Below are 20850 nucleotides of genomic sequence, written 5' to 3'. Positions count from 1 at the left end.
AAGTCAATGACTTAGCGCATTACATTGATGCAACACGTTTGTTAAATAACCCTAAGAATTAAGCACTTATGATTGATAGTGAAAGTGGCACATCAGATAAACACATGTGTTTATGCAGTAAAACGAATTTTTACTGTATTTAAAATTTGTGGGATTCGACATAGGTCTGACTTTGTATATGGGTACTTCTGACCTTTTGATGGCCACATACACAAGCGACCTTGTTCTGGATGAGCGTCTCTGCGACAACGCTATCGTTACAAGACAAGACACGGATGGTGATAAATCAACTGATGGCAGAGTACGGGATGGGCTTATGGCTTCCCGCAAGAAGCACGATATCTCTACGTTGGATGCGAGGAGCGCGCTTTAAACAAAAGAAAGTCTCATCTGTTGAGTCGCATCAAAAACCGAACAAGGGCCAAACAGTTGGCTTTTGATGTCTATCAATCATTAAATTGAGACGCGACTCAAAACCTCTTTGCTCGAAGACGGTTTCTCAATCGACAATTGAGCAGGCTCTGTGATCAATTTGAAGCTAACTGTCACCATGAGTCCACCCAATTTTCCATCGCCCAGTTCTATCTTTGCCCGATGCTGATCGGCTATGGTTTTTGCAATAAAGAGGCCAAGTCCGCTACCCATTTCTCCCGTACCCTCGCGACGATAAAATCTATCAAATACGCGCGCTCGATCTGAAACTGGAATACCAGGACCATCGTCCGAGATTGTTATCTGGCCGATATTTCCATCTGCATGAAAGGCAACATCAACCCGCCCTCCTTCAGGGGTATAGCGCACGGCATTATCCACAAGGTTGCCTAGCATGATCCGCAAGCTATCTTCATCGCCAGCAATATATTGCAAGTGATCGTTATTTCCACTTAAAACACCAAGATCAATTCCCTTGTTTTCAGCCTGCAGAGCATGGTCAGAAACTACATCAACTATCAATTTTTCCGGATCAAGTTTCTTTAAACCACATAGAGGATTCAATTTCTCATGCAGCGCCAACGTCAACAATTGCTCAACCACATGCGTAGCGCGATTTAAACGCTCATGCAGTTTTTTAAATCCAATCGCCATCATTTCGTTGTCGCCTTCCTTCTCGACCAAACGGAGTTGAAGCTTTAAAGCTGTAAGCGGGGTTCGTAATTCATGCGCGGCATCAGCAATAAAGGCGCGTTGAATCTCAAGTGTCTGACCCAGACGCGCCAGAAGTGAATTCAAGGCCGTCACTATGGGATGCAATTCCGGAGAATAGCGATCATCAGGCAAGGCATCCAGCAAATCTGGAGATCTACTTTCGACAGCAAGGGCAAGACTGCGAAGCGGCTGCATGCTTCTACCGACAACATACCAAATCAAAAAAGTCAGGATGGGTATCAAAAGGATAAACGGAATTAACGCCTTGATAGCCATGGCAGTAGCCAGCTCTCTGCGAACTACTTTTGGCTGTGCAATTTGAATCGTGCGGCCATGATCGTTTTCCGTATAGAGTCGCCACCCTACCCCATCGACCGCAATCGATATAAAACCAAGTTGTCTTGTGTACGGGACATTCGCTGTCGGCCCGGATGTAAAAAGAAGCTTGCCGTTCTTATCCCAAACCTGAACAGCAACTTCTTCATCGGCCTCGTCACCAACGGGTAAATTATGCCCAGCTTCAATTTCGTCTGGAAGCGCTGCTGCAATTTGCCTTAGCTGATAGTCGAAAAGCTCATTAGTTTCGATACGGACTTCGATGTAAGTAGCAATACTCGCAATAATCGTCGCGGACACCATACCGCCGAACAAGTAGATTAAAAGCTGCTGTCGTATTGTTCTCACCGGCCGCCTCCGATCATGTACCCAACGCCCCGGACATTCTTTATAAAGTCTGTACCGAGCTTTTTACGAAGATTATGTACATACACCTCGACTGTATTACTCTCGATTTCCTCTGCCCATCCATATAAGCGCTCTTCCAATTGCATTTTGGACAGAACACGGCCGGGTGTGGCCAATAAGGCCATCAGCAAAGAGAACTCTCTTGCAGAAAGATTGATTGAATTTCCGTTGAACACTGCTTGATGGGTCGCAGGGTTAATTGATAAGCCTTGATGATTTAGTTCTGCGGCTGCGCGCCCAGACCGACGTCTTGCGATCGCCCGAATTCTGGCAAACAGTTCATCCAGCTCGAAAGGCTTGGCTAAATAATCATCTGCCCCGCTGTCCAAGCCATTGACGCGATCATTTTTTTCATTCCGGGCACTGATGATGAGAACCGCGGCATCGCCACCTCTTCGCCGATAATTTGACAATACGTCCAGACCTGGTTTGCCAGGCAAACCCAAGTCCAACAACAAGATTTCATAATCGTGATTAAGAATGGCGACCTCCGCCATTTTCCCGTCGCGCACCCAATCGACGGCATGATGTTCCTTGCGCAAGCCTTCTTCCAGGCTTTCACCTACCATCGGATCATCTTCAATCAACAGAACTCGCATGCATCACTTTCTTGCCACCACAAATGTGATGAAATCAAGCAGAGAATTTATGTGACGCAGCGTTAAGAAGAAGTGAAGGCTTATGGGTAGCAAAACTGGCGTTTTGGGACTTTTAAAGAGATGTATCGAATAAGGCCATCCAGTACAAAACAGAGTGCCCATACCAGCCATAAGGTCCACAAGTTATGCGAAAGAAAATGTGCTCCTCTAACTATCTGTACGAAGCCCATCACGAAGCCAAATACCAAGCCAGTGATCAAGAACATGCGTGCCCAGGCAGGCCTGTCTTCTTTAAAAGAAAAATAACCGGCAACGAGGGCAAAACCGCCCGATGCATGCCCGCCTGGCCAGCAATGTCCAGGGACAATATGTGTCGTGAGTTGAGTAAACAAAGGAAGCCAGGGCAGATGCCCCCCGTACATCTCAATATCCCAAGGGCATGCGTGAATACTGGTAGCTTTTAAAAAGGAAATGAACAGTGCTGACGCACCTGCCATTACACAGAAGCTGATCAATGGCCTTCGCAAAGAACGCAGAGAAGAGTTCCAGAAACCAAGAATCGACAGCACTATTCCAATTATCAAGAAAAAAGCTGTCAAATCCTTAAGAAAGGTATGGCCGATATTTTCAAGAAGCGATGAATTTTCAAATGGAAAAATATGATTTTTGACATCAAAAAAATGTCCCGTAATCCAAAAATCAAGGGCGCCGTCGCGTGCCAGCCAGATGAAAATTACGCCAGAGATCGATAAGGCTATAACGTTCAGAATGAAAAAATCGCGATACGTTTTTGTCTTCACTTTATATCTGACGTTAAAGTTGAGGATATTACATTGATCTGCCGACATTCCGGACTGACTATGCAAAACACTCATTAATTTCGACTTTCCAAGACCAAAGAATGTCTGGTACCGTGAAAGTAAATCTTATTGCTACCGACACTACTATTATCAACAACTTCAAAGATACGGTCGTTGCCGGCATTTTGTGGCGCATCCTTTGATTGATCAGGTTGGTAAGTGAAGTTTCCATGCGTATAGAAGCTCGATGAATACCAGGGCTTCGTTCGATACACAAGAGGTGTCACACCGTTCGTTTGCTTATTGAATGTAGATACCAGCTCTCGGTCAGAATTGCCGTTCACATTTTTAATGATCAGTGAGCCACACAGCACCGAAACGATGGCGAATGCAAACACTCCCATACTTGCAAATCGAAACGTCTTGCTTGACGCATTTTCCATCCAGCGCACGACGAGAACGGCAAACGGCACTATTGATGTCAAACCGTATGTCCAAATAATATTGTGCGCAAAAGTGAAGAACACCAATGGCGTTAATGTGGCACACCAGAGGAAGCGCTCAAGTGCATCGATATTTGCCGACTTTTTACGCAAATAAGCAAAAAGCTGCGACACAAATACACCCAACCAGGGAAATATGGCCGCTATCCAGAAAATCCATATCGTCCCTAATGGCTGGACGTGTGCGATTCCGTAGCGATCGCCCTTCCACGCCGGAACCAGAAATCTGGAAAAGTGTTCGCCGACGATGAAATAATTCAGAAAACCGGGATTGTAATATTCCGCAGCAGCGTACCAAGGCATGAAAATGCAGACCGCAATAGCGAGACCTAACCAGTCAAAAATCTGCTTGAACATTTCAACCGGCTTGCGCGCGATCACAGCATACGCAATCAATGGCATACCGATTAGCGCCCAATTAGCCAACCCCTTGCAAAGCGCACCAAGGCCAACCATAGTCCAAAATGCGAGCCTCCAACGGCGACGAGCATCTCGATTTGCTTCTGTTTCAGGTTCAATTACGCGCCATGCAAAATAGAGCGCAGCGCTGATCACACACATTTGTATGGCATCTGTCATGACGGCACCCGCACTGATAAAGAAGAGCGGACAACTCGCCATGACAGGAAATACCAACCAGGTCTTTTTGATTTTGAAAGCAGATGCAAATGCTACTGCAGTCCATGCAGCAACGATAGCGGCCAACAGTGAAGGTAGGCGCGCTGCAAATTCTGTGGCGCCAAAGATGAACATGGAGACTGATGCCGCCCAAGTCGACAAGGGTGGTTTTGCGAAAAACGGCGTGTCCATGTCGATATGCGGCATTAGCCAAAAGCCATGCGTCAACGTCAATCTGGCAATCTCACCATATCGTGCTTCCGTAGTGTCTGCGAGTGGAAGTATCCACATCAAAAACAGGCGATACAGTAACAGCAGGACTGCGGCAACAACAAAAGTCAAAAGGAAAAAATCCTGAGATGTGGCAGTAGTCACTTCCAATCTGGATAGAGGCAACCCTCCAATGCTGACCGTGCTCATTTGCTTGGTATTCAAATCGCTCTCCCCATCCCTAAGGCGGGTTCAGCTTTCTTGAAGATCAAAGCAAGCATGCACACCCAGGCCATCGCCAGAGCCCATCCAGCCAAAATATCAGTCGGGAAATGCAGCCCTAGATACATACGAGAAAACGCCACCACGATAATGAACAATGCGCCGGCTAAAATTTGTACGAGTCTGTGAGGCCGAGAATAAAAAATGACGATCAAGGCAAGGACAAGCGCCATGGATTGCGTCGCATGACCACTAGGAAAAGCGAACGATGTTTGATGTGAAATGACATCCCACAGTTGAGGACGACTATGGTGAAAAAAAACTTTAGCAATGCGCGTAATTACTTCAACGCCGGCGGTACTTGCCAGCAAGAAAGCAGTCACACGCCAGGAACGGCGATAAATCAGATAGACCAGTATGGCAACGCTTGCGACCGCTACAGACGCTGAAATTAATACCGCGAGTCTGTCGAGAGATGATGTGGCGTAAGCATGAAGATAAAGAAGTATTGAAGATTCAAAACTCCAAGGCCTGTTCACGTTCGTGAGGGCAACAAGGAGAAAAAACACACCAAGAGAAGCCAGTATTCCCCACACATATCGCGCGTTAAACAGCCGTAAGCCATACTCTCGCCAAAAATTATGCGAGACGTCACGACGGTGTATTAAAGAATGAGGGAATTCTGCTCTTGCTAAGTTCTTCATCTCCAGCCCATCAATATGGTTAATGGGCACAGGGTAATGATTGATTCTTAAGTCTTCCTTAAGATAGGGGATAGTTTGCGCTACGGGTCTTTAGCGGCGCATCAAGCTGCTGCTCCACCTTTAAACGGATTGTATAAGTCGTTGATTAAAAAAGATTATCCAATCTAGATCTCGGCTAAACCCACAAAAATTGATCCAGACACAGTCAATACGCCGCCCCCCTCAAGAATCGAGGGATGGGATGGAGAAGTGAAAAAGACTTTTGAGTATCAGTTCAAAGAAAACCGGGAAAATCGAAGGCGAACAATACGTTCATCGATTGATGCGATCCGGCAATTCACCCGGCGCACTGCATTGGCTCGAAGGATCGGCGACGGGCGTGCAGTATTTGTAGGCTTCTTCCCGCGTACCGCCTTCGACCCGCATGAAAGGAGCGAAGCATTCCTGGCTTTCCCGGTATGCGCGCATCAATTGCTCGCAATCGGCGGTCTTGCTGTCGATTACGGGAGCTGCACTTTTTGGTTCCAAAGGCTGCTCAGCAGCCTTTGCAGCAGCGGCAGCAGCAGCCCTCGCCCTGTTGGCCGCCTCCACTTGTTTTTTCTCTCTGGCGACACGCTCCAGCGCTTCCTGTCTCTGCTTTTCACTCACGTGCGACGCACTGGTATCCACCTTGGTTGCGACATCCTTGTAGCGTGTCGGCACCGTATCAGAAATCTGCGTGCGTCCGCTTTCATCAACCCACTGATAAATAATCGTGGCATACGCTGTCGAAAACAGCATGCTGCTCACAAACAAAAACGCCATTTTGGTAGTCATGATTGCCTCACTTCTCTAGAGATGCGGTCAACATAATCAGAACCATCGCACGCCGAACAGATACCTTGCGTTACCTCAAAAACGAATTCCGAATATCCCGATCAAGCCGATGGCGATCAAATAAATCGCAACGATAAGATTCAACAGGCGCGGCATCAACAGAATCAAAACACCAGCAATCAGGGAAATCAGCGGGGCCAAGGTAATGTGCAAATTCATGAAATTCCTTTTATTAAAAATCATGCATAGTATCTGCATGTCGATCTAGCTTACATCATCTGCATATGATGTTGCATGCAAACCCGGATATTCGCAGCCACAAGGCGAGACACCCATTAAAATGATATTTCCCTTCTGAAGTGATCGCAAACAATGATGAAACTGGATTCCCTGGACCACCTGGTGCTGACCGTCAAAGACGTGGAAGCCACGGTCGGTTTTTACCAAAAAGTGTTGGGCATGAGTACCGTTACTTTCGGTGAAGGAAGAAAAGCGCTGGCCTTCGGCTCGCAAAAAATCAATCTGCATCAGTACGGCAAGGAATTTGAACCCAAGGCTGAACGACCTACCCCAGGCTCTGCAGACCTTTGCTTCATTACTTCGGTTAAGTTAGATGAAGTTGCTAGGCATTTTGCCAATTGCAATGTCTCCATAGAAGAAGGCCCGATACGCCGCACTGGCGCAACGGGCCCGATTTTGTCGCTCTACATACGCGATCCGGACTTCAACCTGATTGAAGTTTCGAATCAGTTACCCACTTAAAAGTCGGCATTCCGCAAATCAACCAAGAGCCTCCTGCCGTGTTGCGCCGGCAGACATTCATCGTTCGTCATCTTTTTCCAGCAAGGCCTGCAAAACCGTTTCCAGCGTTACCTCGCCTTTACGAACAGGCACCCCATCGTTTTCAAATTCAATCCAGCCCTCGTTAAAACCATCTAGCATTTGCATGCGTGGCGTTGGATTCTTCATCCCCTGCGACGTGAAAAGACTCTCCCATGTTTGACGCGGCACGGCATCGATCTGAACCGTATGACCCAATACTTTCGAGAATGCCTCTGCAATCTCAAGCGGTTTGATGCGGCGCGGCCCTTCCAGATTGACGACGCGATGTCCACTCCAGGTTTGCTGCAATAACTCGGCAGCGACGCGGCCAACATCAGCGGTTGCCACCATAGGCACCAATTTATCCAGTGGCTGCAAAAAACTGGAAATCAAGCGGTCTACGCGTGCAGGGGCGATATCCCACGCAGCATTTTCCAGAAACCAGGCTGCACGCAGAAATGAAACGGGAATAGACAAAGTACCGAGCTCTTGCTCGAGAATCCCCAGCTGACTAAGCAAATTGGTTTGTGTTGCATGTGCGCCTATGGTCGACAGGCACACCACTTTGGCCGGCTGTGCCGCTTTCAAGGCGGTACGTATCGCCGCAATCGTTTGCCGCGATTCAGGAAAACCGGGAGTCGGATCAAAGTTAGAGGGCAACATGACAAACACGCCTTCCACATCGGAAAACGCCTTTTGCAATGCGTCCACATCATTCATTTCCGCAATCGCAACATCACATCCGCGCGCAGCCCAATCCGCACCTTTTTGTGCATTGCGTACGACGGCGCGTACATCCTTGCCAGCCGCCAGCAAGCTGCGTGCAAGTACGCTTCCAACCTGACCGGTAATACCTGTAACTGCAAACATTTCAATCTCCTGATAAAGCGACACCGCGCCGCGTTGGGAGAATTCTCTGCTCATCCAATTAATTTCGCGATAGCATGTAAGTCATTTAATAAATGACACAGGAGCATTAATCGTGGCGTTTGATGAAAGAATATTGAATGGCATGGGCGTGCTGTCCGCCATTATCGATAGCGGCAGCTTTGCCGCAGCAGGCGAAGTACTGGACATGTCGCAATCGGGTGTCAGCCGCTCAGTCGCAAGACTGGAAGCGCGACTGGGGATAAGACTGTTCGACCGCACGACACGTTCGGTGACGCTCACCGATGAGGGGCGTCGCTTTTGCGAACAGATCATGCCGCTACTGGCAGGATTGGAAGAAGCCGCGTCAATCGCAGCCGAAGGAACAACTGCGGTGCGCGGACGCCTGCGAGTAAATGTCGATCCATTCTTTTCACGTCTGGTACTTGGTCCACGCCTGGGTGCTTTTATCGAGAAATATCCCGAGCTGCAACTGGAGCTGGTCACGCGTGATCAACTCGGCGACATGGTTGCAGATGGTTTTGATCTGGCAGTGCGCTTCGGCCAACCGCGCTCTTCAACACTGATCGCGCGCAAGCTTTTGGAAACGCGCATCCTGACTGTTGCGGCACCTGCCTATTTGAAACGCCATGGCCGCCCCGCAACGCCAAACGATCTGAATGACGGCACACACGTCTGCCTGCAATTTCGTGATGCTACTAGCGGTCGTGCCTTCGACTGGGAGTTCCATCGAGGCAGAAAAAAACAGGTGATCCGAACGAAGGGCAGGCTGATGGTGAACGATGCCGGTACCTTGCACAGTGTCTGTCTGGCCGGTCACGCGATTGCGCAAATGTTTGCATTAGGCAGCGAACATCTGCTGGCCGATGGCCGCCTGATTGACCTGTTCCCCGACTGGCCGGATGAGCACTACCCTTTGTATGCACTCTATCCGTCGCGTCATCATATGCCGGCAAAAACGCGTGTCTTTTTGGACTTTATATCTTCGCTAAGTCAGTAAAGCTCAACAGCAATCTAAACAGACCAACAACATAGCCGGTAATGGATATTTACTTTGTCCTTCGCGCTTAACAAACGTATTACACAAAGAAAAAGGCGATGCGAATCATCGCACCGCCTTGAATAAAGTTGAAGCAAGCCGATAGGCCGGATTCTGTTACGGCGCATGAGCAAGCCCATGCGCTATGACAACCATTCCTCTAGGCCGTGAATTACTCCACGGCTCAAGCTTTCTACCCGCACGCTCCGCGAGCAACGTCAACGCGTGCCTATTTGAAATTGCTCCAGGTGGAGGTTACCGCGTTTCACCGTAACTTAATACGCTCGTCTCTGTGGCCCTATTCCTCGCCTCACGGCGGACGGCCATTAACCGTCACCCTGCTCTATGGAGTCCGGACCTTCCTCCCGCCATCACCGAAATGACAGCCAGCGGTTGTCTTGGCCTGCTTCAGCCGACATTGTAGCCGCTCACGCAGGGAAAGACCCGGATAATGTCTTATCATGCGTCTGCCTCTACCGAGTTTTCCACTACGCATCTCACTTCCCTCTAACAAGACAAGCCGCATGAAACTGTATGAAACGCTGGCCGCCGAACTCGCACAATCCATACAGGATGGCGTATTGCGGCTGGGCGACAGGCTTCCTTCGGTGCGGCAAGCCAGTTCCAGCCGCGAAGTCAGCCCGTCTACCGTATTCCAAGCGTATTACTTATTAGAAGCGCGCGGCTTGATACGCGCACGCGAACGTTCCGGTTATTACGTAGCGATCGGTGCACAAACCCTGCCGCCAGAACCGCAGCAAGCGTCGCAACCGAATGAAGATTCGGCGACTGTCGATATCAGCGAACTTGTCTTTGAAGTATTGGAATCGGCCAAGATGCGCGAGGTCGTACCGCTCGGCTCCGCTTTCCCCAGTCCGCTTTTATTTCCAATGGCACGTCTTGCAAAAGTGATGGCATCCAGCGTGCAGCAACTCGATCCCTGGAGTTCGGTGGACGATCTGACGCCGGGTAATCCGCAACTGCGGCGGCAAATTGCATTGCGCTATCTGGCCGACGGCCTGCATGTGCAACCGGATGAAATCGTCATCACCAATGGCGCGCTCGACGCCCTCAATCTTTGTCTGATGGCCGTCACGCGTCCCGGCGATGCAGTATTGGTCGAGTCGCCGACTTTTTACGCCGCGCTGCAATCGCTGGAACGCAACGGCTTGCGTGCGATTGAAGTGCCTACACATCCGCGTGAAGGGATAGATCTCACCGCATTGGCACGCGTGCTGGAAAAACATCAACCCAAAGCATGCTGGCTGATGACCAATTTCCAGAATCCGCTGGGCAGCCTGATGTCGGATGAAAAGAAACGCGACCTGGTCGAACTGCTGGGTCGTCATGACATCCCATTGATAGAAGACGATGTGTATGGCGAACTGTATTTCGGTGACAAGCGACCGGCACCGGCCAAGGCCTTCGACACCAAAGGCTTGGTGATGCACTGCTCGTCTTTTTCCAAATGCCTGGCACCTGGATATCGCGTTGGCTGGGCCGTGCCGGGACGCTACACACGCGCTGTCGCACGCCATAAATTGACAACGACGCTGGCCGCATCCGCACCGGCGCAAGCGGCGCTGGTCGCCTATCTGGAAAAAGGTGGATACGATAGACACCTGCGACAGTTGCGCCACACCCTTGCGGTGCAGCAAACGCAATTCATGGAAGCGATCGCGCGCTACTTCCCTGCCGGTACGCAAGCAACGCGGCCGAAAGGCGGTTACTTCCTGTGGGTGGAATTACCGAATAATATCGATGCCTTGAGCTTGCATAAGCAGGCACTGGCGCAAGGTATCAGTATTGCGCCGGGACCGATTTTCTCTGCGCATCACGGCTTCACGAATTGCATACGTCTGAATTACGGCCATACATGGGATGCACGTACCGAAGCCGCGCTGGCAACCTTGGGGCAGCTGGTCGCACAAAATCTTTGATGATTCGAGATGGTGTTGCCATCCAGTTCGCAACAATCCGTTGTCGCGCCTGTAAATCCCCCAACTGCTACGGTCTTTTCTCCAGCTTCTGATTCTTGATAAAGCGCCGGTCTGCACCTACCCTTGCAGTATCATTGCTGAAGCTGCAATTCGTTGCGCTCTATCGCAGGTAATCACGACCGCATTTTCAGCCGTTAAATTTGTCGCGACGGAACCATCAGCGCCGACAGTATTTGCCACGAGACCATAGAAAAATGAGTGAGCCATTCACCATGCGTACCTATCGCTACCCGCTTGCCAGATCCGCACTCGGCACTATGTTGATTGCGGGCATTGCAATCTTCTTATTCAGCAGCAAATTTGCCAGCGCCGAAGAAGCCAGGGTTCCCGATACGATTGCGCAGCGCGTCGCCGCTTGCGTGGTTTGTCACGGCAAGGAAGGCCGTGCCGGTAGCGATGGTTACTACCCGCGCATCGCCGGTAAGCCGGCGGGCTATCTGTACAACCAGCTAATCAATTTCCGCGATGGCAAGCGTACTTATCCGGTCATGACGGCCATGCTGGAAAACATGTCGGATGCTTACCTGCGTGAGATCGCACAATATTTTTCCGACCAGCATCCACCTTATCCTGCACCGCAACCGTCCCAATCGAATCCGACTGAGCTGGAACGTGGACGTGTATTGGTGCATGACGGCGACAAGGCCAAAGGTATTCCGGCTTGCGTGGCCTGCCATAGCGCAAAAATGACAGGTACCGCGCCGGCGATTCCTGGCCTGATAGGCTTGCCACGCGATTATTTACTCGGTCAGATAGGCGCGTGGAAGATAGGCACGCGCAAGGCAGCGACGCCGGATTGCATGGCGCACATCGTGCAGAAAATGGACGCTGCCGACATCAGCGCAGTGACTGCATGGTTATCCGAGCAACGTGTACCGGCAAATGCATCGCCTGCCCCTGCGCTAAAGGTCAAGCTGCCGCTGGAATGCGGCAAGCTGTCGCCTTGAGCCGGATCACAAACTCACGCCATCAAGTCGCACTTAAGTAAGCAAAGCCGAAAATAAAGATCAAGCAAATGATGAAACGAAAAATCTTGTGGAACATCCTTGCGCTATTGCTGGCAATTATTGCGGCCGCAGTGATCTGGTTAGTGCTGGCTAATCGCAACCCAGATCTAAATCAACCGTCAGTACCGCCCGCCAATCTGGCTGAGCAAATCAAGCAGGGTGAATACCTCGCACGCGTCGGCAATTGCATGAGCTGTCACACTGCGCGCGGCAGTGAAAAATATGCCGGCGGTCGCGCCGTGCCTACACCTTTCGGCAATATCTATACATCGAATCTAACGCCGGATGCAGAAACCGGCATAGGCAAATGGAACAATGGCGATTTCTGGCAAGCCATGCATAACGGCAAATCGAAAGATGGCAGCCTGCTCTATCCGGCTTTCCCGTACACAAACTACACCAAGGTGACGCGTGCTGATTCGGATGCGATCTTCGCCTATCTGCAAACGCTGCAGGCTGTTACGCAAAAAAATATCGCGCCAGAATTGCGCTTCCCCTACGACAATCGCGCACTCTTGTATGTGTGGCGTGCCTTGTACTTCCGCCCAGGCCAGTACGCGAACGACGACAAGCAATCTGTCGAATGGAATCGTGGGGCTTACCTCGCGCAAGGCCTGGGCCATTGCAGCGCCTGTCACTCGCCGCGCGATTCTTTCGGTGGCATCAATCTGAAAGCTGAACTTGGTGGCGGCATGATTCCGGTTTTGAACTGGTACGCACCGCCATTAAACGGCGATAAAGAAAACGGCTTGGGCAATTGGGAAGCTGCACATCTGGCCGCATTCCTGAAAACCGGCGTCGCACCCAATCGTTCCGTCAGCGGACCGATGGCAGAAGTGGTCGCAGGCAGCTCGCAGCATATGAACGATGCTGACATCAACGCATTAAGCGGTTATCTGAAATCATTGCCGCAACAGATCGCAGCGCCACCTATCAACGCCGAGAATATGAGCCCTGAAGATAAAAAGGCAATGATCACCGCCGGTGCCAAACTGTATGAAAACCAATGCGCGACCTGCCATCAGGCATCGGGCAAAGGCGTGCCATCGGTTTATCCGGCATTGGCCGGCAGTTCCGCAATCAACACACCGATCGCGACCAATGCCATCAGGATGGTCTTGCATGGCGGCTACGCTCCTAGTACAGTCGGGAACCCGCGTCCTTATGGCATGCCGCCATTTGGCCAATCCATGTCGGATGAAGAAGTCGCAAACGTGCTGACCTATGTAAGAAACTCATGGGGCAATCAGGGCAATGCCATCTTATCCAACGACGTTAACCGCTATCGCTCACGCCATTGAAGATGAACCAAAGCCTTACAACAAAACACAGGAACAAAACGCTGACCACGCTATTGGCTGTTTTTCTCGGCGGAGTCGGGGCTCATCGCTTTTATTTGTATGGCTCCAGAGATTTCTGGGCATGGAATTATGTGATGGCATTCATCCTGTTTGCATCCGCAGTATTCCTCGCGCAATCGCCGCACACACTGCCGATCAGCATCATTGCATTGTTTCCTGTCTCGATTTTTGCTGGTTGGATAGAAGCGGTCGTCACTGGTTTAACTGCCGATGCAAAATGGGATGCAAGACAAAATGCGAACTCGCCCCGCAAATCGGCATCCGGCTGGCCACTCATCGTCTTGCTGGTGCTAACGTTTGCACTGGGTGTCACGACCTTCATTTTCTGCGTCGCCCGCGCTACTGATTTATTCCTGACTGGCGGCGCTTTCGGTTGAACGTGATTTCAGCATGCTCTAGAAATATCCGAGCAGTTTCAGCACTAGCGGCAACAACAAGGCGGTGAGGATGCCGGACATCCCCATCGCCAATCCGGAAAACGCACCCATCTCTTGACTCACTTGAAACGCACGTGCGGTTCCTACCCCGTGCGCGGTTGCACCCAATGCAAAACCGCAGGTCAGGTCATCTTCTATCTTCATCAGCTTGAAAACGTAGTGCGCAATGCCGGCACCGAAAATTCCTGTGAACATGACCATGACAACGGTCAAGGTCGGCAAGCCGCCGATTTTTTCAGTGACACCCATCGCAATCGGGATCGTCACCGACTTCGGTGCCATAGACAATATCGTCAATGGCGATGCACCCAATGCCCAGGCCACACTCATCGCGCAAGCGATCGCAGCTATTCCACCTATCAATGCACCAGCCAGCAAGGCAAACCAGTTGCGCTTCAATTTTTCCATCTGCTGATACAACGGAATCGCCAACGCAACCGTCACCGGCCCCAACAGAAAATGCACAAATTGCGCGCCGTCAAAATAGGTTTTGTAAGGTGTGCCACTGATGTATAAAACCAGCACCAGAATCGCAACCGATATACCGACCGGATTCGCCAAGGGGCTGCGATGGGTTCTTTCATAAATCATGATGGAGATCCGATACGCAAGCAGCGTCGCGGTCAGCCACAGCAAGGGTGAGCCGGCCAGATAAACCCACACGGTATTCAGATGCGGCATCATTCAGGCACCTTGCGCTTGAGCTTGCTGATCACCAGTGCCGTCACCACGATGGATACCACGGTACTGATTACCAGCGCCACAACGATAGGCAGCCATTCCTCCGCAATACGATGCACATGCACGCTGATGCCTACACACGCCGGCACAAACAATAAAGCCATATTCGACAGCAATTGCGAAGTCGAAGGTGCCAGTTGCGCCGCCACGCCTTTCTTCATGATCAGAAATACCAGCAGCAAAAGCATGCCAATCACAGGACCGGGAATCGGCAACGAGAACAGATAAACCAGCCCTTCACCCATGGTCTGGAAAATGAGCAGAATCAATAGTGTATTCAGCATGGCGGAATCGAAAGTAAGGAGAGGGCTTGCATGACGATAAAAACACGAACGTCGAAGCTGGAATGTACCTGCTCCGGTATTTTTCGTATCGTATCAGCCGTCGCCAAATTTTACGGTGCAGAATAGATGAAATATTTTCAGCGATTGTTGCGAGCTTCCACCTCAGTCCACATTACCTCCTCTGTCCTTCTTCACTGCTGTCAGACGTAGCTATCATCGTCCAGCAGCATGTCTTCAAAAAAGGCACCGAATTGTTTCTCAGGATGACGGATATGGATTTCCAGTATCCAGCGCATCGCCGATGGTGGCAAATCGTAGTCAGCCAGCGAACCGGTGTGGAGTGCCGCATGCGGAAAGTCGGATACGCGATGACCAGGCAAATCGAAATTCAATTCCCAGCCCATGCTTTTGGCTTTCTGATCGGCGTAGCGATACAAGTCATGGCCGCTTAATTTTTCCGCCTGCCACAGTGCACGTACATCGTGGAATAGTGTTTCTGCATCGGCGGCGCAACGCGCATATTCTTCGTTACTGCCTACCGTGAAAGATGCGCCGCCATCGCCTTCCCATGACTGAAAACGCGGTGCCATGTCGATGAAGAAAATATCGTTTTCTTTCAAGACTATGCCCGGTTCGGACGCCTGCTTCATCGCTTTCATCGTATTGCTGCCGAAGCGCACGCGCGTCGGATGCCAGGTCAGATCCAGACCGGACGCGAGCAAGGTACGCTTCGCCATATCGACTGCATCTTCTTCCAGCATGCCGGGTTTGACCAGTGCAGAGATGGCACGGATCGCATCGCGTGTTGCTGCCCTTGCCTGCAACATGCCATCTACCGAGAATGCCGGGCCTACGCGCTCTGCATTGGTAAGGCAATTCTTGATTACAGATTCATTCATCATTCATTCTCCACATTTACATGAGGGCGACATGCCTTCACGTCTTGGGATAAATTATGGTGAACAAGCGTAGCGAACCATAGCGCCGCATGGCGCTGCAAACTGACAACGATGGTGGAAATTCTGCCAAGGCGATTTGAATCACTTATGCGAAACGTCTATACCTCTATATCCTGATGTGATCGTTGTATGCATGGCGATTCAATTCGTACAAGACAGCAAGGAGCAATCGTGCCCACAGTTGCAATACTCGTTTTTCCCGGTGTACAGGCACTCGATGTATCGGGGCCAATGGATGTTTTCGCAGAAGCGAATCGCTTTCTGCCACGGGAGCAACACTATCAACTCGAAGTGTTGGGAACGAAACGTGGGCCGATACCTTGTTCAAACGGCTTGCCCATCATGGCGCATAGACATTACAGCGAAGCGACAGAAGGCTTCGATCTGCTGCTGGTGGCTGGCGGACCTGAGTTGCCGCGCATGCCGCGCGATGAAAAATTGCTGGGCTGGTTACGCGATACCACAACGCGTTCGGGAAAATTCGGTTCTATCTGCAATGGCGCTTTTCTATTGGCGCATGCCGGCCTGCTGGACGACAGGCAAGTCACCACACACTGGAACGATGCGCCTGGACTGGCGGTGATGTTCCCCAAGATCAAAGTCGATGCCGACCGCATCTTTCTGCAAGACGGCAATCTGTACACATCGGCTGGTGTGACTGCCGGCATCGATCTGTCGCTGTACTTGCTGTCGAATGATGTCGGTCCTGAAGTCTCATTGAATGTCGCGAAGCGACTGATCGTCTTCATGCAACGACGCGGCGGACAATCGCAGTTCAGTCCTTACCTGACACCGTATGTAGCAGAAACGTCACCCGCCAGCATTGCGCAACAATACGTCTTGGCGCATCTGGCGGAAGAATTGAACGTCGAAAATCTGGCAACTGTCGTGGCCATGAGCCCGCGTAACTTCGCACGCGTATTCGTCCGTGATACAAAAATTACGCCGGCAGATTTCATTGAGAGTGCGCGAGTCGATGCTGCACGCGCACTATTGGAAGCAAGCAGCGATCCACTAAAGCGCGTCGCCTATCGCTGCGGCTTCAGTAATGCGAATCAGATGCGTCAGGTATTCGTGAAGCGACTCGGTGTCACCGCGATGCAATATCGCGCCAACTTTGCAGGATTTCAAAAAGCATGAACCTCTGCTTCATCTGATTTTCGCTCTCTTCTTATGCTGCATTTTTCGAAATTCCCCTCATTTGAAGCCATGGCCGTTGCAAGCCTTCTGTCCGATTCAAGCCACTTCCACAATTGTCCGTTTAACGAAATTCAAGCAAATAAAGACAGACGTGCATGCATGCGCCGACGCATCCGTGCCTATGCCAGCCAAGTCAAAAATAGACGTGGAAATGACAAAAAAGCCTAGGCAGAATCATTTCGAACCTGCTGAAAACGGCCTTGTACCGGCCACGCAATGTTGTTGGAAGCGGGTGACATTTCTACCGCAAAAAAGCTGTTTCAAACCATTTTCAGACAAGCTGAAAGCAGCCAATACGGACATAGTTAACGAAGAAACGAAGGAACATCAATCATGAGCAAAGCATTAGACGGCATCAAGATTATCGATTTCACCCACGTGCAAGCCGGCCCTTCCTGCACGCAACAACTCGCATGGTTCGGTGCCGACGTCACCAAGGTTGAACGCCCAGGCTCCGGCGATGCGACACGCACATCACTGCAAGACATTCCAGGTGCTGACGCGCTGTACTTCACCATGTTGAACTGCAACAAGAAATCATTGACGCTGGACACCAAGAAACCAGAAGGCAAGGAAGTACTGGAGAAGTTGATCAAGCAATCCGACATCATGGTCGAGAACTTTGCACCTGGCGCACTCGATCGCATGGGCTTCACCTGGGAAACGATCCAGAAGTTGAATCCACGTTTGATTCTGGCATCGGTCAAAGGCTTCAACGACGGCCATTTTTATGAAGACTTGAAAGTCTATGACAACGTCGCGCAGGCAGCAGGTGGTGCAGCCAGCACCACCGGTTTTTGGGACGGCCCACCAACAGTCAGCGGCGCAGCACTCGGCGACAGTAATACCGGCATGCATTTGACGATAGGTATTTTGGCAGCGCTACAGCAACGCCACACTACCGGTCTCGGCCAAAAGGTTGCGGTATCCATGCAAGACGCTGTACTCAATCTGTGCCGCGTCAAACTGCGCGATCAGCAACGTCTGGATCGCACCGGCGTGCTGGAAGAATATCCGCAATATCCACACGGCACCTTTACCGATGTCGTACCACGCGGCGGTAACGCCGGCGGTGGCGGCAACCCAGGCTGGATCCTGAAATGCAAAGGCTGGGAAAAAGATCCTAACGCCTACATTTACTTCACGATCCAGGGCACCGCATGGCCACAAACCTGCCGCGCCATCGATAAGGAAGAATGGATAGACGATCCTGCCTACATGACTGCACGTGCACGTCAGGACAAGATTTTCGACATCTTCGCTTATATCGAAACATGGTTGCAGGACAAAACCAAATTCGAAGCGATTGAAATATTCCGTAAATTCGACATTCCATGCGGCCCGGTTTTGTCGATGAAGGAAATCGCCAACGATCCATCGCTGCGCAGAAGTGAAACCATCGTCGAAGTCGATCACAAGGTACGCGGAAAATATTTGACCGTCGGCAGCCCGATCAAGATGTCCGCCAACAAAGTGGAAATCACGCAGTCGCCATTGCTCGGTGAACACACGGATGAAGTGTTGGCCAAGCTCGGCTATAACGCGCAGCAAATCGCAGCCTTGCACGCAGCAGAAGCCGTTTGATGTTGATGTAAGGCCGACTGATAAAAGAGCGCCAGACGGCGCTCTTTTACTTCCGACCTTCATTTATTCCGCATTCTTATCGGCTGAAATTAACGTTTTTAATGGCAATTCCTCAATGACGCACAACTTGATATGATCGATGCACAATTCAATCTGTATTCATTACCATCGCGACCCATATCAACCATGCGCAAAATTACCGTCGCCCTGCTGGTTTTCCCTCGCTTCCAGATGCTGGATATCGCGGCTCCCAGCGATGCGTTTGCAGAAGTGAAGGTGCTCAGCAATGGCGAATGCGAATATGAAATCCTGACCATCGCAACCACCCGTGGGCCGATCCAATCATCGAGTGGATTGACGATTACGCCAGATCGCACGATCTTCGACCCCGCTCCGCATTTCGACACACTGATCGTGCCGGGTGGACTGGGTGTTTTCGATCTGCTGGAAGACACACCGCTGATCGACTGGTTGCTGCAACAAGGCGAGAATTGCCGTCGCGTAGGCGCGATCTGCAATGGTGTGTTCGCACTCGGCGCGGCCGGCATGATCAATGGCAAAACTGTCACCACACACTGGATGGATGCGGCGCGCCTGAGCAGCATGTTCCGCAAAGCCATCGTTGAGCCGGACCGCATCTACGTCAAGGACGACGCGCTGTACACGACGGCTGGCGTCACCGCCGGCATCGATTTGTCATTGGCCTTGATTGAAGAAGATTTTGGCAAGAAGATGGCGCTGGATGTCGCCAAGTATTTGATCGTTTATTTGCGTCGCGCTGGCGGGCAATCGCAGTTCAGCCCTTTGCTGGAACTGCAGGCAGAAACCGATTCACCAGTAGGCGCAATCCAGAGTTACGTGCTTGCAAATCTGGATGTAGAACATACACTGCCATCCATCGCAGAAAAAATGCAGATGAGCGAACGCCATCTGTCTCGCATCTTCAAGCAGGAATGTGGCATGACGCTGATGACCTTCGTCAACGATGCGCGCATCGATGCAGTGCGACGTCATCTGGAAGCTACCGATATCAGCCTGACGGAAATTGCCAAGCGCTGCGGCTTTACCAATGCGGCGACCTTGCGTCGCGTGTTCGCAAAACGCCTGGGCATCGGCCCTGTAGATTATCGCGAACGATTCAAAACCGACGATGCTACGCAGAAGAAATCAACAGTAGAAAAATTTTGATAGACCTAATTTAGATTCCTGCAATCTTGCGTACTTCACGCGTAATCGCACCATCTACCACGGCCAGTTCATTCAGGATAAGAAAGGAAGCGGCCGCGCATGAAGGCCGGTATCGCACTGATACAAACGCGCATCGCATGTATGCGCAATGATGAACGAAGTATTCCTTCCGCTTTCGCATATGATGTGCGCCTTCCCGCAAGCGGCATCAGGCGCGCATGCAGGCAATTAACTTTTGGCGCGTGTAAAAGAAAATGACGATCATAGAACTACCATTTCGAGCAACAACGGAACAAGCGTGTGGCTGGCTGGCGCAGCAGACCGACACGCCGTGGACTTTGGCGCGCATGCTGGAGCATGGCTTGACGCCTTACGTCTGGCTGGATTATGACGCCGACTATCCCGCGCTGTTCGGCGATGCGAACGGTGGCTATGCAGCGCCGATTTTTTTCGGGGACGACACGCGACGACTTGCCGCAGGCAGCGAAGACGTACTCATCACGATCACGAAAGACGCCTACAAGATAGTGACGCAATTACCGCCACCGGGCTTTCGCAGGGCTTTGCATGAGTTGCGTTTCCTGAAAAAGGATCTGGAGCACCTGGTAAAAAAACTCAAGCGCGAGGCTGAGCCAGTCAAAGTCGAGGAAGCCAGGGAATCACAGACTGGCATCAATAAAGAGGAAGTGTTGATCGCATTTTCCAGCCTGGTAAAAATTGATCTGGAACAGGCCTTGGCCAGCGGTGGTGGCATATTTGGCGACGAGGGCGCGAGGATTAAGGGCAGTGGAAAAAAGGCCAGGAACAAGGCCTTGTGGAATCCGGTCACGCTGGCGCTGGGATTGAATGATGCGTATCGGGTACCGATGTCACACTTGAAAAGAGCTTTCAATACGCATGCGTTCTTGTACGCATGGACTGCGGAATGGGAACATACGCTGGCGCTGCTGGGGAAATAACAGGTGCTTGCAAGATGCG

The 20850-nt window shown here is 51.0% G+C and carries 21 protein-coding genes and 1 other RNA gene; 10 read left to right on the top strand and 12 right to left on the bottom strand.

All coding sequences use genetic code 11. From position 1 onward, the window contains the following. Positions 1-453: 453 nt before the first annotated feature. From Hfont_RS03755 to Hfont_RS03725, 7 genes are all read right to left on the bottom strand, one after another. Positions 454-1830: an ATP-binding protein gene (locus Hfont_RS03755; protein WP_112990860.1), complete on the bottom strand. Its 1377-nt coding sequence runs from the start codon at positions 1828-1830 to the stop codon at positions 454-456. After that, positions 1827-2489 (bottom strand): response regulator transcription factor, encoded by a 663-nt coding sequence (locus Hfont_RS03750; protein WP_112990859.1) that lies wholly within the window; start codon positions 2487-2489, stop codon positions 1827-1829. The genes Hfont_RS03755 and Hfont_RS03750 overlap by 4 nt, the downstream gene beginning before the upstream one ends. 80 nt (positions 2490-2569) lie before the next feature. Beyond that, positions 2570-3337, bottom strand: coding sequence for a phosphatase PAP2 family protein (locus tag Hfont_RS03745; RefSeq protein WP_112991693.1), 768 nt, complete (start codon positions 3335-3337; stop codon positions 2570-2572). Between the two features lie 26 nt (positions 3338-3363). After that, the gene (locus Hfont_RS03740) at positions 3364-4845 is read right to left on the bottom strand and encodes an ArnT family glycosyltransferase (protein ID WP_112990858.1); all 1482 of its coding nucleotides are present in this window, start codon (positions 4843-4845) and stop codon (positions 3364-3366) included. Next, positions 4842-5546, bottom strand: a complete 705-nt coding sequence (locus Hfont_RS03735) for a phosphatase PAP2 family protein (RefSeq protein ID WP_133467265.1) — start codon at positions 5544-5546, stop codon at positions 4842-4844. Before Hfont_RS03735 ends, Hfont_RS03740 begins: the two co-directional genes overlap by 4 nt. A 312-nt stretch (positions 5547-5858) precedes the next feature. Beyond that, positions 5859-6362: a DUF4124 domain-containing protein gene (locus tag Hfont_RS03730; protein ID WP_112990856.1), complete on the bottom strand. Its 504-nt coding sequence runs from the start codon at positions 6360-6362 to the stop codon at positions 5859-5861. A gap of 75 nt (positions 6363-6437) precedes the next feature. Further along, complete coding sequence (locus Hfont_RS03725; protein WP_112990855.1) at positions 6438-6581, bottom strand: DUF3096 domain-containing protein; 144 nt, start codon at positions 6579-6581, stop codon at positions 6438-6440. Positions 6582-6734: 153 nt separating this feature from the next. Between Hfont_RS03725 and Hfont_RS03720 the strand changes: the two genes are divergently transcribed. Then, a complete protein-coding gene (locus Hfont_RS03720) occupies positions 6735-7124 on the top strand; it encodes a VOC family protein (protein ID WP_206604453.1) in 390 nt (129 codons plus the stop codon). Between the two features lie 57 nt (positions 7125-7181). Here the strand turns inward: Hfont_RS03720 and Hfont_RS03715 are convergent, their stop codons facing one another. After that, positions 7182-8054, bottom strand: coding sequence for an NmrA family NAD(P)-binding protein (locus Hfont_RS03715; protein WP_112990853.1), 873 nt, complete (start codon positions 8052-8054; stop codon positions 7182-7184). A 112-nt stretch (positions 8055-8166) separates the two neighbouring features. On the opposite strand from Hfont_RS03715, the gene Hfont_RS03710 reads away from it, so the two are divergent. Further along, complete coding sequence (locus Hfont_RS03710) at positions 8167-9072, top strand: LysR family transcriptional regulator (protein WP_112990852.1); 906 nt, start codon at positions 8167-8169, stop codon at positions 9070-9072. Positions 9073-9198: 126 nt separating this feature from the next. Here Hfont_RS03710 and rnpB read toward each other — a convergent pair. Further along, positions 9199-9521: RNase P RNA component class A (gene rnpB, locus Hfont_RS03705), an RNA gene on the bottom strand. A 114-nt stretch (positions 9522-9635) separates the two neighbouring features. On the opposite strand from rnpB, the gene Hfont_RS03700 reads away from it, so the two are divergent. The 4 genes from Hfont_RS03700 (at position 9636) to Hfont_RS03685 (ending at position 13856) form a co-directional block, all read left to right on the top strand. Beyond that, a complete protein-coding gene (locus tag Hfont_RS03700; protein ID WP_112990851.1) occupies positions 9636-11051 on the top strand; it encodes an aminotransferase-like domain-containing protein in 1416 nt (471 codons plus the stop codon). A gap of 254 nt (positions 11052-11305) precedes the next feature. Then, complete coding sequence (locus tag Hfont_RS03695) at positions 11306-12058, top strand: c-type cytochrome (RefSeq protein WP_241523001.1); 753 nt, start codon at positions 11306-11308, stop codon at positions 12056-12058. Between the two features lie 71 nt (positions 12059-12129). Next, complete coding sequence (locus Hfont_RS03690) at positions 12130-13419, top strand: c-type cytochrome (RefSeq protein WP_112991691.1); 1290 nt, start codon at positions 12130-12132, stop codon at positions 13417-13419. Between the two features lie 2 nt (positions 13420-13421). Continuing rightward, positions 13422-13856, top strand: a complete 435-nt coding sequence (locus tag Hfont_RS03685) for an NINE protein (RefSeq protein WP_112990850.1) — start codon at positions 13422-13424, stop codon at positions 13854-13856. An 18-nt stretch (positions 13857-13874) separates the two neighbouring features. On the opposite strand, the gene Hfont_RS03680 is transcribed toward Hfont_RS03685, so the two are convergent. The 3 genes from Hfont_RS03680 to Hfont_RS03670 all read right to left on the bottom strand — a co-directional run bounded on the left by Hfont_RS03680 (position 13875) and on the right by Hfont_RS03670 (position 15840). Beyond that, complete coding sequence (locus Hfont_RS03680; RefSeq protein ID WP_112990849.1) at positions 13875-14600, bottom strand: LrgB family protein; 726 nt, start codon at positions 14598-14600, stop codon at positions 13875-13877. Then, complete coding sequence (locus Hfont_RS03675; protein ID WP_112990848.1) at positions 14597-14941, bottom strand: CidA/LrgA family protein; 345 nt, start codon at positions 14939-14941, stop codon at positions 14597-14599. The genes Hfont_RS03680 and Hfont_RS03675 overlap by 4 nt, the downstream gene beginning before the upstream one ends. Positions 14942-15141: 200 nt before the next feature. Next, positions 15142-15840 carry a M24 family metallopeptidase gene (locus Hfont_RS03670; RefSeq protein ID WP_112991690.1) on the bottom strand — a complete coding sequence of 233 codons (699 nt, stop codon included), beginning with the start codon at positions 15838-15840 and terminating at the stop codon, positions 15142-15144. Positions 15841-16071: 231 nt separating this feature from the next. Here Hfont_RS03670 and Hfont_RS03665 point away from each other — a divergent pair, with 231 nt between their 5' ends. The 4 genes from Hfont_RS03665 (at position 16072) to Hfont_RS03645 (ending at position 20831) form a co-directional block, all read left to right on the top strand. Beyond that, positions 16072-17040: a GlxA family transcriptional regulator gene (locus Hfont_RS03665; RefSeq protein ID WP_206604452.1), complete on the top strand. Its 969-nt coding sequence runs from the start codon at positions 16072-16074 to the stop codon at positions 17038-17040. Between the two features lie 393 nt (positions 17041-17433). Continuing rightward, the gene (frc, locus tag Hfont_RS03655; RefSeq protein ID WP_112990846.1) at positions 17434-18684 is read left to right on the top strand and encodes a formyl-CoA transferase; all 1251 of its coding nucleotides are present in this window, start codon (positions 17434-17436) and stop codon (positions 18682-18684) included. Between the two features lie 186 nt (positions 18685-18870). Then, a complete protein-coding gene (locus tag Hfont_RS03650; protein WP_112991688.1) occupies positions 18871-19872 on the top strand; it encodes a GlxA family transcriptional regulator in 1002 nt (333 codons plus the stop codon). 254 nt (positions 19873-20126) lie between these two features. Further along, positions 20127-20831 (top strand): hypothetical protein, encoded by a 705-nt coding sequence (locus tag Hfont_RS03645; RefSeq protein ID WP_112990845.1) that lies wholly within the window; start codon positions 20127-20129, stop codon positions 20829-20831. The last annotated feature ends 19 nt before the right edge of the window (positions 20832-20850 follow it).

Origin of the sequence: Herminiimonas fonticola, from assembly GCF_003293745.1 — a bacterium.
Lineage (GTDB): Bacteria > Pseudomonadota > Gammaproteobacteria > Burkholderiales > Burkholderiaceae_D > Oxalicibacterium > Oxalicibacterium fonticola.
This window is presented reverse-complemented; position numbering and strand designations above follow the sequence as displayed.

What these genes read in the sequence shown, in the direction of transcription:
- Hfont_RS03715 (WP_112990853.1), bottom strand. Translation starts at nt 8,054, where the DNA reads ATGTTTGCAGTTACAGGTATTACCGGTCAGGTTGGAAGCGTACTTGCA.
- Hfont_RS03745 (WP_112991693.1), bottom strand. Translation starts at nt 3,337, where the DNA reads ATGTCGGCAGATCAATGTAATATCCTCAACTTTAACGTCAGATATAAA.
- Hfont_RS03700 (WP_112990851.1), top strand. Translation starts at nt 9,636, where the DNA reads ATGAAACTGTATGAAACGCTGGCCGCCGAACTCGCACAATCCATACAG.
- Hfont_RS03645 (WP_112990845.1), top strand. Translation starts at nt 20,127, where the DNA reads ATGACGATCATAGAACTACCATTTCGAGCAACAACGGAACAAGCGTGT.
- Hfont_RS03670 (WP_112991690.1), bottom strand. Translation starts at nt 15,840, where the DNA reads ATGAATGAATCTGTAATCAAGAATTGCCTTACCAATGCAGAGCGCGTA.
- Hfont_RS03675 (WP_112990848.1), bottom strand. Translation starts at nt 14,941, where the DNA reads ATGCTGAATACACTATTGATTCTGCTCATTTTCCAGACCATGGGTGAA.
- Hfont_RS03690 (WP_112991691.1), top strand. Translation starts at nt 12,130, where the DNA reads ATGAAACGAAAAATCTTGTGGAACATCCTTGCGCTATTGCTGGCAATT.
- Hfont_RS03735 (WP_133467265.1), bottom strand. Translation starts at nt 5,546, where the DNA reads ATGAAGAACTTAGCAAGAGCAGAATTCCCTCATTCTTTAATACACCGT.
- Hfont_RS03685 (WP_112990850.1), top strand. Translation starts at nt 13,422, where the DNA reads ATGAACCAAAGCCTTACAACAAAACACAGGAACAAAACGCTGACCACG.
- Hfont_RS03695 (WP_241523001.1), top strand. Translation starts at nt 11,306, where the DNA reads ATGAGTGAGCCATTCACCATGCGTACCTATCGCTACCCGCTTGCCAGA.
- frc (WP_112990846.1), top strand. Translation starts at nt 17,434, where the DNA reads ATGAGCAAAGCATTAGACGGCATCAAGATTATCGATTTCACCCACGTG.
- Hfont_RS03730 (WP_112990856.1), bottom strand. Translation starts at nt 6,362, where the DNA reads ATGACTACCAAAATGGCGTTTTTGTTTGTGAGCAGCATGCTGTTTTCG.
- Hfont_RS03650 (WP_112991688.1), top strand. Translation starts at nt 18,871, where the DNA reads ATGCGCAAAATTACCGTCGCCCTGCTGGTTTTCCCTCGCTTCCAGATG.
- Hfont_RS03720 (WP_206604453.1), top strand. Translation starts at nt 6,735, where the DNA reads ATGATGAAACTGGATTCCCTGGACCACCTGGTGCTGACCGTCAAAGAC.
- Hfont_RS03750 (WP_112990859.1), bottom strand. Translation starts at nt 2,489, where the DNA reads ATGCGAGTTCTGTTGATTGAAGATGATCCGATGGTAGGTGAAAGCCTG.
- Hfont_RS03680 (WP_112990849.1), bottom strand. Translation starts at nt 14,600, where the DNA reads ATGATGCCGCATCTGAATACCGTGTGGGTTTATCTGGCCGGCTCACCC.
- Hfont_RS03725 (WP_112990855.1), bottom strand. Translation starts at nt 6,581, where the DNA reads ATGAATTTGCACATTACCTTGGCCCCGCTGATTTCCCTGATTGCTGGT.